The sequence below is a fragment of the Rhodohalobacter sp. genome, assembly GCF_041686455.1.
Taxonomy (GTDB): Bacteria; Bacteroidota; Rhodothermia; order Balneolales; family Balneolaceae; genus Rhodohalobacter.
On sequence record NZ_JAWLDW010000051.1, the window covers coordinates 1 to 16,809 of the forward strand.

A 16,809-nucleotide genomic window follows, 5' to 3' on the forward strand; every position below is an offset into this window, starting at 1 on the left:
AATCCATTCAAAAAGAGAATCTTAATCGTTGATGATCACCCTATGATGCGAAAAGGTTTAGCCAGTACCCTGGAAATGGAGTCTGATTTGGAAGTGACACATCAATGCGAAAAAGCAGAAGATGTACTAAAAATTTTAGATAAAGATAAGCCGGACCTCTTGTTGGTGGATGTATCTCTGCCGGGAATGAATGGTATAGAACTGGTTAAAAATATTATTTTCCAGGATCCGGATATAAAGATACTCGTTGTTTCAAGGCACGAAGAATCCCTCTATGGCGAACGCGCACTTCGGGCCGGGGCTAAAGGGTATATTATGAAATTTGAACCGAGTGAGGCTTTGATAAAAGCAGTTAGAAAAATTCTGAAAGGTGGAATCTATGTGAGTGATTCACTAAACGAAAAACTGCTGATGAATGCGATGCATGGGAAAAAAGAGGGGGGAGTCTCATCTATCGACATACTGAGTGACAGAGAGCTGGAAGTATTTGAACTGATGGGTAAAGGCAAAAGCAGCGCTGAGATTGCCGAACAACTCCACCTTGCCTCAAAAACCGTGGAGACCTATCGTTCGAGAATCAAGGAGAAGATGGACTTTAAAAATTCAACAGAGATGATTTTCCACGCGGTGAAATGGGTGGAAAATGAACATAAATTATGAGTTAAATTTGATACTCAACAAATAGGCTTCATGATTTGAATGGGTGAAAAATCTGACTTGTAAGATATTTACATAAGCTTCTCATCAATAATTTCTTACAGCATTATTCAGATCCTCAATTAGCAGTTATTGAGATATACTCTGTACTATAGCGTATGGTATGGTTCGCAGCTTAGTAGGAACCAAAAATTCAAAACAAAAATGGAAGAGAGGTGTTATTATGAAAATGATGAAGCGGGAAGAACCGAGAGCCATTGATATGCTTAGAAAAGAAATGGATCACTTTTTTGATGATCTGGTTCCATTTTCCTGGAAAAAAGAGAATGGTGGATCAGATTTAAGAATGTGGTCGCCCAGCGTCGATATTTCAGAAGATGAAAATGAATATCTGATCAAAATGGATATTCCAGGTATGGACAAAAAAGACATCAATGTGAATTATAGAGATGGACGCCTTACCGTTACCGGAGAAAGGAAAACCGAATCGAAAGAGGAGAAAAAAGATTACATTCGCCAGGAGAGATATCGGGGAAGTTTTTACCGATCGTTTACTTTAACCGACAACATTAAAGATGAGGAGATTCAGGCCTCATTTAAGGATGGAGTACTGAAGCTGGTGGTTCCGAAGGCGGAAACCGTTAAACCGAAATCCATCAAAGTAAATTGATTGCTGAATCAGGGCGTAAAAAAAAACCCCGTTGCGAACTAAATCACAACGGGGTTATTATTTGATTAAAATGATCGGAGTCTCAGTCTCCTTTCGTCAGTATAATCTGCTTCAAGTTTTAGGGATATAATCTCAGTCTCGAAATAATCAAGACACTCCCGCCAAGACCCCGACAATTTTTTAATCCGGGTTACTGCTTTATACATTATAAAATTGGTTAACCGGAGCACACTTTTCTAGTCATTTGATAGACCTAAAAAGAGCCGGCGGATAATTTTTCCGGACTGAATAACTCTCTGCCGTAGCATAAGAATGACTCTGTGCTCTTAATTCCTTTCAGTATGTCAATGTTCTCTACTGTATTATAAAACCCTCTCAACTTTCTTGATGTAAGAGTTATGAAAAACTGTTTGTAGTATTTCTTTGAATCAGCGCGTAGATTTTCAGTGAAAGCTTCACTGTAATTCCTCAATTTTGTGAATTACACCTTGAACCTGGTTCCAGTCAGTATATTCATGATCGTAACTTGTATCGGTATCACCGCCGGCACGCTGGCTAATCATCCTCATAATAAATCGCTTGAAGTAGTCGTACTGAGTATAGAGCAGTGCACCGGCAATTTGTTCGACAAAATTGGGTTTCCAACCTGTTTCCAGTAAAAAATCTTCGGTATGCTGTTTCAATTCTTTCCATGACTCAGGTTCGTCTGTAGCAGCTGTCAAACTAACAGAAAGAAAACCGGAATTCATTTGGTTGAGGGATCTGTGGTATTTTTGAACAAAATCTTTAACGGTTACCTGATATTTGCCGCCATGCAGTGATGCGGCTACTAAAACGGCATCAAACTCTGCAGGATCAGGCGGAGTAACCATTGCATCGAACAGGGCAGGTATATGTCCGGCTTTTTCAGATTCATCCCTGAGAAATTCACTTATCTTGCGCGTTTGTCCTTCAGTGGAACCATAAACGATCATCAGTTTCATTTTTCATCCCTTTTTTATGGTTGAATATAAGATTACCGGCAGTTCGGTCACTCAATATCTACTTTCATTACATCGACAAGGTAGTACACCTCATCTTCAACAAAATCGATGGTTCCTCGCACGACTTGAAATGCTTCTCCCTCAAGAAAAGGAAGCTTTGCTTCCGGGATAGGCTCACGGTCGCGTTTAACTGTTATTGCACCGCCTTCATTTTCCCACTGTCCCATCAGCTTGTGGTAAGCAGCTGTTTCTTTTGGAACATCCAGGACAATCCTGATTCTCTTTTCGTATGTCTTCATATACTCTCCGAATTAAATTTGATCAAAGATTCTAAGAGAGGTTTTATCTCTGTTTATCATGATAATCATTACTTCGCAGATGCTGTATCAGCAGAATGATGGAGAAGGACTCATGGAAAAACCGATCCGAATGTAGGAAAAGCTTGACAGCATTAATTACAGGCAAGGATCTGTCAGGGTTTGAGAATTGCTGACAGTAAGATCAGTAAAAAACCTACAGCCAACTTACAGATCAGGGACAACCACATAGGGATATATTTTAGATCTTGAATAAGAGATTTGAAATTATAACCATGAGAAGATTAAAAAAAAGGAGGAGTCATGTCTTTAGCAAAAGTAATTGAAGTGATTGCCGAAGGAAGTACCATGGAAGGAGCAGTAACAAATGCTGTTAAAGAAGCATCAAAAACAGTTCACAATATCCGGAGTGTTTATTGCGAAAACATTAAAGGGATAGTGGAAAACAACAAAGTGGTCAAATTCCGAGTGAATGCGAAAATCACCTTTGTTCTGGAAGATTAAAATGCGTGATCTAAGATTTGGATGACCGGCTGGTTTATGGTGCAAATCCAATAAGCGCGAAAGCGATAAAAATGGCACAAAACCGGCCGGATCGTCCACATAATTTAAGTTTTGTGGGGATAGTGATGGGTCAATTAACCGGAACACTTATTTATTGGTATATATCTGTTGGATTAATCGTGGGCCTGTCTATGGCAGTAATTATTGGTAAGGAGGGAGTTTCATTTGGGGCGAATATCTTTTTCGGTGTGATCGGAAGTGTGAGCATAGGAATCATAGGTCTTGTTACAGGAATAGGAGATGGTGTGTTTTTCTCATTTCTGGGAACCTGGCTGTTTCTGTTTCTGGTTAACGTTTTTCACCAGCATCATAAAGAGGATCTTATGGATGATCTGCGTGAAGCGAAGCCTGTTTATAAAGGATAAACAGTAGTTTATTAGCTCAAATTCAAATTGATACGAATTTAAATAGAAATTTTAGCAGGTCGATTCTACGTTTTATTCCCGGTACCCAAACAAAAAAACCTGACAACCACTGCTGTGATTGTCAGGTCACTCTCTCTTAATTGGATCGAAGCCAACAATTTCCTTACATCCCGTATGATCGGGAACCAAGTTCAAAGGGTATATTCTCAGTCTTGATGGATTCAAGACACCCCTAACTGTTGACTTCGAGTTTCTTAACCGAACCTCTCTTTTTTATCTCCGGCTGATTTTGAACCTCTCGTTTGCTCAACATTTACCAAATATTCAGACCGGGGCACAATCATGTATTTCTTTTTGAGAAGATACTTTGATTTATCAGCGGACTATTTTCTGATAGATTCAACTCATCACCGTAGTAATGAATTAAACTGTGCCCTAAATCCGTTTACTCTCAGTTGCTCAAAGAACTCACTTATAGTATAAACACTTAGGTAATAACACCTTGTAAGGATAGGGACCAATCCGATGTAATATTATCACTATAAATCTTTGTCGAGTTAGTTGGTTTTATTTAACGTCAAAGATTTTGAAAAATAAAATTTCAAAATTTGATAGCTCAAGTTTGTCAATTTGAATTTTTGATATTGATCGCCGGGCTATTTTGATCATTTATATCAGGCAAAAGTGACCATTTAATATCTGGTTATTGGGCTTTCAATATTCAAAAGGAAGGCTTGCAGTAAGAAGCCACCTGATTGTTTACTACGGAAAAACATTACAACAGAGTAAAGGTCTTTATTACAAAGGAGTGTGATTTCCGTTACAATTTGATTTTAAAAAAGTATACACATTGATGAAGGAGTAGAGTCAAAATTTTCAATGATTAGGAGAGGACATAATGAGCATTCAAGTCAATTTTGATAAACACTGCAGAGAGGCCAATGAGTGGCTCTTGGAAATTGGAGCTCGAGCCGGTTATCCGGATAGAACGGATTGGGCGTACGGGTGTTTAAAGGCGGTGCTTCACACCTTACGTGATCGCACAACCATAGAGGAAGTATTTCAGCTATCAGCACAATTGCCGGTCTTAATTCGGGGTATCTACTTTGAAGGCTACAAACCTTTTGGAAAACCTGACAAATTAAATGCCGAAGAGTTTATGTCCAGAATCAGGGCAGATATGGGTAATTCGAATCCAATAACTGCAGAGGAAGCCTTCCGGGTAATCCTGGAGATGCTTTACGATCGAACATCAACCGGAGAGATGGACGATATTCGCGGACAGATGCCCAAGGCAATTCAAAATATCTGGAATAAATATCGGCCGCTTGAAATGGAAGATAAGTGGGATGAATAACTCTGTTTGACGATGTTTTTTTGAATGTATTCTAGAATATTCAAGTAGGTCGTTCTATTAAGAACCTGAGTTCGACTATGAGTCAATGACATCAAAAGTTCCCCTTAGCAAAAGGGGATTGAGGGGGATGTTCATAAGATTTATGAAAAAACCCGATGGACACCCCTCTACATTTCGTTTCACGTGTCGCTAACGCTCGGAGCCCCTTGTTAGGGGAGACTTCTTCATTGGATTAAATACGATTATTTAACCCAACTGAGGTTAAGAGTATTAGATTAATTATTTGAAAGCTTCTGAAAGTTCAGTAGAGAGGTAATGATGAAAACAGGAAAAATTGAAATCATAGCCGGTGGCGTATTTCTGGCTACATTAGCGGGTGCAACTCTTGCAGGTCTGAAGTATCGGAACAAGCATAGTGCTTATCACAGAAAGTACGATCCGGACCATGTACAAGAGTTTAAAGGAAAAATAGAAGAGATCATGCATTCGGGCAACGAAAATGGAGAAGACAAGGGAGTTGAGTTAATACTGAAGACCGGCGATAAGTTACTGCCGGTACATGTGGGACCTGAGTGGTTTATCGAACATCAACAGGAAGGGTTTAAAATAGGTGATAATATACTGGTCAAAGGGTCAATCATTGAGGATAACCATGAAGATCTTATAGTGGCAGAGTGGTTGAAACGAGGTGATTACCTGCTTCGACTGAGATTTGAGAATGGACACCCACTGTGGAATGCATGGATGAAAGAGTAAAAAAAGAGAGAGGCAAAGATGTTTAAAAACAGAGAAGAAGCCGGGAAATTACTGTCTATTGAATTAGATAAATATCGAAATGTTCAGCCGGTTGTTTTGGCGGTTCCCAAAGGAGGGCTGGAGACAGGCTTGCCGATTTCCAGGTTTTTGGGAAGTGAATTTTCCCTGATCATAGTGCGGAATTTGAGGTATCTAAAAGATTCGGAAACTGCTTTTGGAGCACTGGGTGAAGACGGTACCCTCTATTTGAGCTATAATGCCAAAGGGAAGCTTACGAAACAGGAAATTGAAATGGTTATGAAGATAGAGGAGCAGCAAATACGCAAGAGATTGAATAAATTTAGAAAAGGAACCTCACTTCCTTCATTAGAAAGCAGAACAGTAATCTTAGCAGATGACGGGATAGCTACAGATTCTAAAATATTTGCAGCGATTAAAATGATTAAGAAGCAGAGGCCGGAAAAATTTATTGTAGCTGCGCCTGTAATAGCATCTGATATATATAAAAAGATAAAAAGAAGAGTTGATGATGCAGTCGCTTTAAGTATTTCCGAAGATTGTTTTGCTATACCTGAAATTTACGATGATTTCCGGGAAGTAAGTGATGAAAAGATAGATCGATTACTTAAACAGAATGAAATCAAAAATAACTTGTTACAAACACTGAACAGTGTGTAACTCATCTTCAATTGAATCAAAAGTCCTGAACATATTCAAAGATGTATACTTTTATTGATAACTCTTTGAAGCTAAATACCACTAAATAATCAGTGGTTTATTTCGAATTGATAAATCTGTGTCAGTAATTTCCCCTCAAACAGAATCAAGAATTCCTTATCGGTCTGTAAGAAAAGAAATGGATATTGCTTGGAGGGAAGCTCAATTCTGAATCACGATCTAAGGGAGTGGAATGGATCAGGAATCCAAGATATCCTATAATATTAGCTATTTAAAAGAGAGTGCAGCAAACCTGGCAGAGATACATTCGGTATCGGACTCCTCAAAAAAAATACGCCCGGTTAAACCCATTCTTGAAGACTCTAAAAAGATATTGTTAGATGCCTACAGGGTGTTGTCTGGCCTGGCCAAACAGAACCGGGATCTTTCGACTGCTGCAGAGTGGTTAATCGACAATTTTTATATTATCCAGGAGCAGATTGTTCAGGTTGAGGAAGATTTTCCACGAGAATTTCAAAAACGTCTTCCCGCACTTTCAGGAGGTGAATATGATGGATTGCCCAGAGTTTATGAACTGATCCTGAACTACCTCTTACATACAGACAACCTTGTGGATGAGGAGGTACTGATTCATTATGTGCAACAGTATCAGCAGCATGAAACTCTGAAGTTGGGCGAGATTTGGGCCATTCCCATTATGATCCGGTTAATTCTGGTTCAGAACCTTTCAGAAAAAGCCTCCAGAATTTTAGATAGAAAAAAGATTTGGAGAGAAGTAAACGATCTGATCAGTAAAAAAAGCGAAAGTGACTATCATGAGCCTGGAAAGCTGATTAACACTCTGTCTGAGTGGATAGAAAAATATAGGAATAGGGATGAAATTGTACCTGTCCTGATTGAACTTTACAACCAGTTGCAGACGGCCGGCCTTCTACAGGAAGAACAGAAGAGGTGGTTTAATTACAGATTTAAACAGCTGGACGTCACTGTTGATGAAGCGATGCGGATCGATGCACAGCGACAGTCCCGGCTGCAGGTAAGTATTCAAAATGCAGTGGTTACACTTCGTGAATCCTCAGAAACAAATTGGTCAGATTTTGTTGAAGAGTGCTCCATCGTAGATCAGATTCTGCGGCTTGATCCTTACGGGGCATATGCAGAAATGGATTTTGAAACACGAGACAGATACCGGCGAGTTGTTGAACGCCTTAGTCGATATTCCGATAAATCTGAAACGGATGTAGCAGAACAGGTTTTGATCTTGGCAGAAGACCAGGGGCGATTGAATGAGAATAGTGATGAAGATTTAGACTCTCTTTTTAACCGTTCTGCCGTAAAAGAACATATTGGATACTTCCTTGTGGGTGAGGGCTACAGAAAGTTTGCCTCGGATTTAGGATATCGTATGCCAGTCCGGGAGAGATTTCAGAAGTGGTTTGAACAAAAACCGTTTGGGTACGTTTCCGCAATTATTATCCATACGATTGTTCTTATGGTGATCTTGTGGTTCGTCACAGATGCTGTAAGTGAATCAACATTTGTAGCAACATCCGTTTTACTGGTCTCACTTTTCCCGGCGTTTGATCTGTCTGTCTCTGCTGTCAATCGATTTTTTATTTTTCTGCTTCCACCCAGAAAGTTGAATAAAATGGATTTCAGGGATAATATTCCTGACTCATCCAGAACAGTGGTCGTAGTTCCAACAATGTTTTCTTCAGCCGAAGATGTGAGAGATCAAGTTAACCGGCTTGAAATAAGATCTTTAGCAAATCCCCATCCTGGACTACAGTTTGCTCTTCTTTCAGATTTTCAAGATTCAACGAGTGAAACAGAACCTAAAGATCAGGAGATTCTGAAAGCTGCCAGGCAAGCTATAACTGAGCTGAATGAGAAGTACTCATCAGCTTATGGAGATAAGTTTTTTGTTCTTCACAGAGACCGTCTCTGGAATGAATCTGAGGGAGTTTGGATGGGATGGGAGCGAAAAAGAGGGAAACTGGAGGAGTTCAATAAGCTTCTTTGTGATCCGGGTTCAGACACAACCTACTCGTTTATAGCAGGTGAGTTCATTGAATCGATACGGCGGGAAACCATAAACTACATCATTACATTAGATTCGGATACAAAATTGCCGCCCGATAGTGCTATCAAGTTAATCAGCACCATTTCTCATCCACTGAACCGTGCATACTTTAATAAGGAAAAGAAGAGAATCACCTCGGGATATGCCATTATTCAACCCAGAATTTCCATTCCTCCGTCTTCGGCCCGGAAAACGTTGTTCTCCAGAATATTTTCAGGAAACGTTGGCCTGGATCCCTATTCGACGGCTGTCTCTGATATATACCAGGATCTGACGGGAGAGGCCGTTTTTACAGGAAAGGGTATTTATGACGTGAGAGCTTTTCACGAAGTCTTAAATGATCGATTTCCGGAAAACCGTATTCTTTCTCATGACTTGATTGAAAGTACATATTTGAGAACAGGGCTTGCTTCAGACATTGAATTATATGACGACTATCCGCAGACGTATGCAAGCTATAGCAAAAGGAACCACCGTTGGACGCGCGGAGACTGGCAAATTGCCGCCTGGCTTTTTAAAAGAGTGCCAATTCAAAACGGTAAAGAGAGAAGCCGGATCAATATCCTTTCAAGATGGAAGATTTTTGACAATCTGCGGAGATCGCTAAATCCCTTTTTTCTGACGCTCTTTATTGTAGCCGGTTGGTTTTTCCTGCCGGGTCCTGCATGGCTTTGGACGCTCTTTGCACTCGGAATACTTGCATTCCCGATTTATGTGAGTCTATCTACTGATATTGTTAATCGGCCGGCAAGAGTTCGCTGGAAGCTTTATTGGGAAAAAGTTCAAGACAATCTTAGGATTAACACGGTTCAGACTCTGTTTGTGATTATTATTTTACCCCATCAGGCTTGGGTGCAACTGGATGCGGTTCTCAGAACACTTTACCGACTTAGTATTTCGAGGAGAAATTTACTGGAGTGGACCACCGCCTCTCAAGCAGAATCGAGCAGCTCTAATTCAATGTTAGCATATCTGAAAATGATGGTGTTTCCAACTATTCTGGGAGTTTCAGTATTGGTTGCGGCACTAATTATAAACTCCGGTTATTTATGGACATTGGTTCCTTTTTTCGTGCTCTGGTCCGGTGCTCCTTTGTACGTTTGGTATATAAGTCAACCGACTAAATCTAAAAAAGCGAAAGTCGATAAGGCAGATTATTTATTACTCAGAGATTATAGCAGGCGAACCTGGTTCTTTTTTGAACGAATGGTTACTGAGAAAAACTCCTGGCTTCCGCCGGATAATTATCAGGTAGATCCACCGCTATCTCCTGTAGATAGAACGTCTCCCACGAATATGGGGCTGGCTTTGGTCGCAAACCTGGTTGCATACAGCCGTGGATACATTACATACAGTGAGCTGTTGGATAGAATGGAAAATACCCTGCTTTCCATTAACAAACTGGAGCGCTATAAAGGGCATTTCTTCAACTGGTATCAAACCACAATGGGTGAGGTGTTAAATCCGAGATACATTTCTACGGTTGACTCTGGAAATTTAGCAGCAGGTTTAATTGCTGCTAAAGAGGGTATCAAAGCAGCTTCGGAAAAGCAGGCTTTGAACTCCGAATTCTGGCAGGGCTTAAAAGATACGGTCCGCACCGTCAAGAATATTTTTGATCAGCTTGAGAATGATTGTCCACAGGCTAGCCCCTGCTTCAGGGAAATAGAATCGGCAACAGCGATCATGCTCGATAAAATTAAGCACAGTGAAAAGACCGGACTTGATCTGCTCCGTGAAATTAAAGAGGATGCCGTTCACTTAAGTACTGTCGACCTGTTGCCATTGGGAAGTCACTATGATGATGAATACATGCAGGATTTACGCTATTGGATTGAGAGTCCTCTCCATCAATTGGAAAAATCAATCGCTGAATGGAAGTGTTTGAGTATAGATTCGGACCAAAACCTTTCGGGCTACTCGCCTAAAATGCTGGACGAATACAATCAGAATCGTAAGAACAAGTCTCAATGTATCCTTCTCCTGAATCGATGGAAAAAACAAACAGATAATATTATATCGATTTGTGAAGAGCTGATCGAGGAGATGGATTTTTCTTTTCTCTATTTGAAGAAAAGAGGTCTGTTCAGTATCGGCTATAATGTTGATCATGCACAGCTCGATAAGAGCACGTATGACCTGCTGGCCAGTGAAGCTAGGATCGCATCCTATATAGCGATTGCCAAAGGTGATATACCGGTGGAGCATTGGTTCAGATTGAGCAGACGACTAACAAGTTTGAGCCGTAATGAGATTTTGCTCTCCTGGGGAGGCACCATGTTTGAATATTTGATGCCGCTTTTATTCATGAAAAGCACACCCGAGACGCTGATGGATCACACTTATGAGAATGTTGTAAAGTGGCAGCAGGAATATGGCAAAAAGAATAAAAAACCCTGGGGTTTTTCCGAAAGTGCATATTATAATTTAAATATAGACATGCACTATCAGTATCGGGCGTTTGGAGCTCCGGGGCTGGGTTTGAAACGCGGCCTTGCAGAGGAATATGTTGTGGCTCCGTATGCCTCAATGTTATCGCTTTCAGTTGACCCGGTTTCGTCAATAGATAATCTGAAGAGGCTTGAGAAAAAAGGCGGTTTTGGACTGCACGGGTTTTTTGATGCGCTTGATTTCACACCTTCCCGGTTAAGCAGTGGGGAATCCCACAAAGTGGTTAAGTCGTATATGGTACACCATCACGGGATGGGATTGATTGCCCTGGAAAATTTCATGAACGACAACCTGATTCAGGAATATTTTCATGCAGATCCAAGAATTCAGGGCTGTGAGTTAATTTTGCAAGAACGGGTTCCAAGGGGAGTGCCCATTAAAGAGCCTCATCCAATTGAAGTAGAGCTGGAGCCGGGCGAACAAGAAGCGATTCAAAATGTTGTAGAACATGCCGGAATGGGTGAATTGGATACGAGCTTGCCACGACTTCATATTCTTTCAAACGGTAATTTTTCGACACTTATAACCCACACCGGTACGGGTAGTTCTCAATGTGACGGGGTAACTCTGAACGGATGGGAACCTGATCCAACCGTTGACCCGCTGGGGGTGTTTGTCTATATCAAAGATTTGAAGAGCGGTGAATTTTGGTCAGCCGGTCATCAGCCTGTAAAACGTAAGCCGGATCGATACGACAGTTGGTTCCACAACGGTAAAATGGTTACCTCAAGAGTAGATGAGTGGATTGAGACAACAACGGAAGTTTGTGTATCGCCGGACTACCCAATCGAGCTTCGAAAAATTACACTGACTAACTACTCAGAAAAAGAGAGAGAGCTTGAGGTTACCAGCTATGCGGAAGTTGTATTGAATCAGAGAAAGGATCACAATGCACATCCTGCATTTTCCAAGCTGTTTATCCAAACGGACTACCTGGCCGAGCATCATTCACTGCTGGCCAAACGCAGACCTCGCAGTGATAAAGAATCCCCAATATGGATGGTTCACACCTTTGCGGGAGAGGACCCCGATAATTTAACAGATCCGCTACAGTATGAAACGGAGCGATCTAAGTTTATCGGGAGGGGGAGAACTTTAAGTCACCCGAAAGCAATGGATTCAGATTCAAGACTAGATTGCTCGCTGGGGAATGTATCCGATCCGATCATGAGTCTACGGAAGAAAATTAAACTGGGCCCGGGTGAGAAAATAATTTTGTCATTTGGGTTGGGATATGCCACATCTGAACAGGAGGCTGTTCAAATGACGGATATGTATGATAACTTTCTATCCGTTTTTAGAGCCTTTGACCTGGCTGAAGTTTATAGCTCCGTGGAGCTGAATCATATTGGAATTAATTCAAACGAGGCTCACTATTTCCAAAAATTAGCATCCCACTTAATTTATCCGAATTCAAATTTCAGGGCTGACTCATCAATTTTGATGCAAAATCGTAAGAAGCAGCAGGATCTCTGGGCCTACGGAATTTCGGGAGATTTACCACTGGTGGTCTTCAAAATTGATCAAACGGATCAGATTAAACACCTGAAAAGGATGCTGAAGGCTCACGCTTTCTGGAGAATGAAAGGATTGCAAAGTGAACTTCTTATTCTAAATGATCATGCTCCGAGTTACGCTGATGAAGTTCAGGAAGCAATTTATCAGCTCATAGAATCATCATTCGAAAGAGGGTTGATCAACAAATATGGAGGAATATTTATCCATCGAACTGATAAGATGACTCCCGAAGATTTGTTGTTGGTTCAGACTGTAGCACATGCACAGTTCAGACATAAGCTCCCGGCCAAAGAGCATTTGATTCTTCAGGGAGTAGATACACATTCCTGGCTAAATAAGAACGAGCGAAAAGAATATAAACCGGCTGAAGTGGAGTTTCATGATGATTTGAAAGCCCAGAAATCAGATGAGAATTTGCGTTTCTTTAACGGCTTTGGAGGATTCAGTGAAGATGGAAAAGAGTACCGGATTCAGATAAACATTGACCCGGAAACCAACCGGCACAGTTTTCCACCGGCGCCCTGGGTGAACATACTTTCGAACCCGGATTTCGGTACACTCGTTTCCGAGCGTGGGGCCGGATATACCTGGAGTGAAAACAGCCGGGAAAATAAAATCACGACCTGGTCGAATGATCCGGTTTTAGATCCGCATTCTGAAGCATTTTATATCCGTGATAATGGAAATCAAATATTTTGGTCACCGGCACCCGGTCCCGTTCCCGGAAATGGCAACTATGAAGCAGTTCACGGGTTCGGATATACCACATTTCATCACAAAAGCACGGGCCTGAAGCAAGAGCTAACACACTATGTGCCGTTAAAGGATTCCGTAAAGGTCAGCCGTTTGGTGATTGAGAATTTGGATAACAAGCTACGTTCTCTTTCACTGTTCAGGTATTTAGACCGGGTAATGGGAGTGAGCCGGAATAGCTCATCGAGATATATTATTTCCAATTTTGTGAATGAGATGGATACGCTGATCTCCCAAAACTTCTACAATAATGAGTTTGCCGGCAGGGTAGCATATTCAGGAGTTTACGTGTCTGAAAATGAACAGGAGGTCTTTTACACTACAGAAAGAGAGAATTTTATTGGCCGGAACCGGTCTTTAAACAATCCATTATCTATACAGAAAACTCAAAATCTCGATAATCAGATTAATATAGGCTCAGATCCATGTGCAGCTCTTCAGCTTAATCTGGAACTACAGAAAAAAGAAAAAAAGGTCATCTATTTTATAGATGGAGAAGCAAAAAGTGAAAAAGAGGCGAAGAAAATCCTGAAAAAATACAGAGACACAGAAAGGGCTGAGTCAGCGCTCAACGCAGTAAAGAATTTCTGGTCAGAAAAGATTGGAAAAGTACAGGTAGAAACACCGGAGCAGTCGATAGACCTGCTGGTAAACGGATGGCTGACCTATCAAAATTTATCCAGCAGAATGTGGGGCCGAACGGCATATTACCAGGCAGGCGGTGCTTTTGGTTTCCGGGATCAGCTGCAGGATTCCATGGCTTTGCTATACGTTGATCCTACTTTGACCAGAAAACAGATCTTACTGCATGCTTCTAAACAGTTTGAAGAGGGTGATGTGCTGCATTGGTGGCATCCGCCCACGGGCAGAGGAATCCGGTCTAAAATTACGGATGACCGCCTCTGGCTTCCATACGTAACAGATCACTACATACGTGTTACGGGCGACCGTGATATTCTGAATGAAGAGATTTCTTACATCACTGCCCGTTCCCTGGAGGAAGATGAACATGAAGTGTACCTCACACCACAAATTACCGGAAAAACAGGCTCTATTTATGAGCACTGCTGTAAAGCGATCGATATTTCACTGCAGTTCGGTCAGCACGGACTCCCTTTAATAGGAGCAGGTGACTGGAATGACGGGATGAATCGCGTGGGTGAAGAGGGCAGAGGTGAAAGTGTCTGGCTGGGATTTTTTATCTATATCACGCTGGATCGTTTTATTCCAATCTGCAAAAAAATGGGTGATACTGACCGGGCAGAGAGATATAAAAAAACAGCGACTGAACTTAAGAAACAGTTGAATGATTCAGGATGGGATGGTGAGTGGTATTTGCGGGCATTTTATGATGATGGAACCCCGCTGGGATCGGTGCAGAATGAGGAGTGTAAGATTGATGCCATTTCGCAGGCGTGGGCTGCTATCTCCGGTGTGGCAACGGATGAACGCGCTCACCAGGCCCTGCAGTCTGCAGAAGAACACCTCATTTCTGAATCTGACGGGATTATTCGGCTGCTCAATCCACCATTCGATAAAACGGAGAAAAATCCGGGATATATCAAAGGGTATATTCCCGGAGTTCGGGAGAATGGCGGCCAATACACACACGGAGCACTATGGCTTATCAAGGCCATGGCAGAACTCGGTATGGGAGAAAAAGCAGTGAATTACCTGAATATGGTGAACCCCATAAATCATTCTTCCTCGTTAGATAAATGTCTTCAGTATAAAGTTGAACCCTATGTAGTTGCTGCGGATGTTTATGGCGAGCCGCCTCTGACCGGTATGGGAGGATGGACCTGGTATACGGGTTCCGGCGGCTGGATGTATCGAGTGATGCTGGAGTCTGTTTTAGGATTCAGGGTAGAAGGAAACAATATCATTCTCAGTCCGGCTATTTCGAAATCCTGGAGGTCATACACAATCCGTTACAAACCTGACGATAAAGGCACTGAGTATATCATAAATATTGAAAATCCGGATAGTTTAGAAACCGGCAGGTTAACCGGTAAAGTGGATGGAAAGGAGATTGTATCGAACGGGAAAGGCATCAAGATTGAGGAGTTGAAAGACGGCAAAACGCATCAGGTTGAACTGCAGATTTGCAGTGAAATAGAAGCAAAGGTTTAACCGGGATTACAAGTAGTTTTAAGAAAATACTACAAAAAGTTTTTAGCTCTGATTAAAGCTAAAGCTCCAATATTTGATAGATTACATTTAATAAAAATTGTTGAGAAGATTTTAAATACTCTATTGCTCATTCATCAGGAAAACTTGGTTTTAAACTGAATATCATATTCAGTTAAATATTTTTCCAGAGACTGCAACTCTTTTCAACATATTCTTACTTAACATCCTTAAATCAAGTGATCATGTCTGGAGAGATCAAAAAATCACTCAAAGTACTTGTAATAGATTCGCACGTATTAATACGTCAAATTCTGGTATCCATTTTAAAAGATATGGATGAGGTGCAATCTCTGGCCACATTTTCATTAAAAAGTACGCGTGATATTGAAAATGAAATTGAACGCATTCAGCCGGATGTACTTTTTTTGGGGTTAGATGCAAACACGAAAGATGAGATACAACGGGTAGAATCTATTCGAAAAAGCAGGCCTGATCTGCCTGTGGTTATTATGGCACCACTGAATGAAAAAGGTGCATCAATTACATTACAATCCCTGAAATTGGGTGCCGTAGAATTTATTACAAAACCCGATCGAGATTTCGGCATTACCCTTTCTAAACGCCATTTCCGTAAAAGAGTCGTTCCGCTGACAAGAATTATTGGGGAGTTGAATAGAGGCTTGCTTTCAGCTTCCAAATCTTCTGAGATATCTTTCCCGGAAGTTGAAAAAGTTATGGATCAGAAGCCTCAAAAGCTTTCTTCAAGCGTTGAGATGATTTTAATTGCGGGATGTACAGGCGGGGTAAAAGAGCTGTATCAACTTATTTCTGAAATGCCAACTGAACTGCCGGCTCCGATTGTAATTGTTCAGCATTTGCCAAAAATATATACAAAAGCATTTGCAGCCGAACTGGATAAAATCACAGAATTGAATGTAAGGGAGGCACAAAATGACAGCCCGCTTATTCCGGGACAGATATACCTGGCACCCGGGGGATATCATACGGTTATAAAAAATGACGGTTATCGTAAGGTACTTGGAATACACAAAGGCCCAAGAGAAAATAAAAACCGGCCATCCATTGATGTTTTGCTTCGTTCTGCGACTCATGCATACAGAAATAAAATGCTTGCCGTTTTTCTGTCAGGCGGGGGAATTGATGGGGTGGAAGGCGCAAAAAATGTTTATGAGGCCGGAGGGAAAATTATTTTACAAAGCCGAGAGAGTGCACTTTTGTGGAATTTAAATCAAAAAATATTCGATCAAATACCGGACCTTGATCATCATCCAACTGAGGATATTGGTTCGGAGATTGTAAAAAATCTATTTGGAAAAAGAGCAGCGAGAAGCCAGCGGCATTCAAACCAACTTCGCATTTCATAAAAATGGTCATAATTGCCCAACTGTTTATAAGTTTGTGAGAGAGGGGTGGTCGCAATTTGTTTAAGTAATGTTTATACCTGGAATAAAAAAGCCTTGCAAGTCTTTGACCTGCAAGGTTTTATTTTTTAACTGTACCCGA

General features: G+C 41.2%; 11 protein-coding genes and 2 riboswitches. Of the genes, 9 read left to right on the forward strand and 2 right to left on the reverse strand.

The window, feature by feature from the left end; genetic code table 11:
- Positions 1-660 (forward strand): response regulator transcription factor (locus ACESM0_RS07710; protein WP_372905251.1); only part of this gene is annotated, 660 nt, incomplete at its 5' end.
- A 220-nt stretch (positions 661-880) separates the two neighbouring features.
- Positions 881-1,327, forward strand: a complete 447-nt coding sequence (locus tag ACESM0_RS07715) for an Hsp20/alpha crystallin family protein (protein ID WP_372905253.1) — start codon at positions 881-883, stop codon at positions 1,325-1,327.
- A gap of 71 nt (positions 1,328-1,398) precedes the next feature.
- Positions 1,399-1,497: riboswitch (TPP riboswitch) on the reverse strand.
- Positions 1,498-1,782: 285 nt separating this feature from the next.
- Here the strand turns inward: ACESM0_RS07715 and ACESM0_RS07720 are convergent.
- Positions 1,783-2,310: a flavodoxin domain-containing protein gene (locus tag ACESM0_RS07720; protein ID WP_372905255.1), complete on the reverse strand. Its 528-nt coding sequence runs from the start codon at positions 2,308-2,310 to the stop codon at positions 1,783-1,785.
- 47 nt (positions 2,311-2,357) lie between these two features.
- Positions 2,358-2,609, reverse strand: a complete 252-nt coding sequence (locus ACESM0_RS07725; RefSeq protein WP_372905257.1) for a hypothetical protein — start codon at positions 2,607-2,609, stop codon at positions 2,358-2,360.
- A 321-nt stretch (positions 2,610-2,930) separates the two neighbouring features.
- On the opposite strand from ACESM0_RS07725, the gene ACESM0_RS07730 reads away from it, so the two are divergent.
- From ACESM0_RS07730 to ACESM0_RS07760, 7 genes are all read left to right on the forward strand, one after another.
- Positions 2,931-3,131, forward strand: a complete 201-nt coding sequence (locus ACESM0_RS07730; RefSeq protein WP_372905259.1) for a dodecin family protein — start codon at positions 2,931-2,933, stop codon at positions 3,129-3,131.
- Between the two features lie 17 nt (positions 3,132-3,148).
- Positions 3,149-3,556 carry a hypothetical protein gene (locus ACESM0_RS07735; protein WP_372905261.1) on the forward strand — a complete coding sequence of 136 codons (408 nt, stop codon included), beginning with the start codon at positions 3,149-3,151 and terminating at the stop codon, positions 3,554-3,556.
- 143 nt (positions 3,557-3,699) lie between these two features.
- Positions 3,700-3,800, reverse strand: a riboswitch (TPP riboswitch).
- A gap of 654 nt (positions 3,801-4,454) precedes the next feature.
- A complete protein-coding gene (locus ACESM0_RS07740) occupies positions 4,455-4,913 on the forward strand; it encodes a DUF2267 domain-containing protein (protein WP_372905263.1) in 459 nt (152 codons plus the stop codon).
- Between the two features lie 318 nt (positions 4,914-5,231).
- Positions 5,232-5,669 carry a hypothetical protein gene (locus tag ACESM0_RS07745; RefSeq protein WP_372905264.1) on the forward strand — a complete coding sequence of 146 codons (438 nt, stop codon included), beginning with the start codon at positions 5,232-5,234 and terminating at the stop codon, positions 5,667-5,669.
- Positions 5,670-5,687: 18 nt separating this feature from the next.
- Entirely contained in the window at positions 5,688-6,347 is a 660-nt protein-coding gene (locus ACESM0_RS07750) for a phosphoribosyltransferase (protein ID WP_372905266.1), read from the forward strand.
- Positions 6,348-6,579: 232 nt separating this feature from the next.
- The gene (locus tag ACESM0_RS07755; protein ID WP_372905268.1) at positions 6,580-15,285 is read left to right on the forward strand and encodes a GH36-type glycosyl hydrolase domain-containing protein; all 8,706 of its coding nucleotides are present in this window, start codon (positions 6,580-6,582) and stop codon (positions 15,283-15,285) included.
- Positions 15,286-15,527: 242 nt separating this feature from the next.
- On the forward strand, positions 15,528-16,670 hold the full coding sequence (locus ACESM0_RS07760) for a chemotaxis protein CheB (RefSeq protein ID WP_372905270.1): 1,143 nt from the start codon (positions 15,528-15,530) through the stop codon (positions 16,668-16,670).
- The last annotated feature ends 139 nt before the right edge of the window (positions 16,671-16,809 follow it).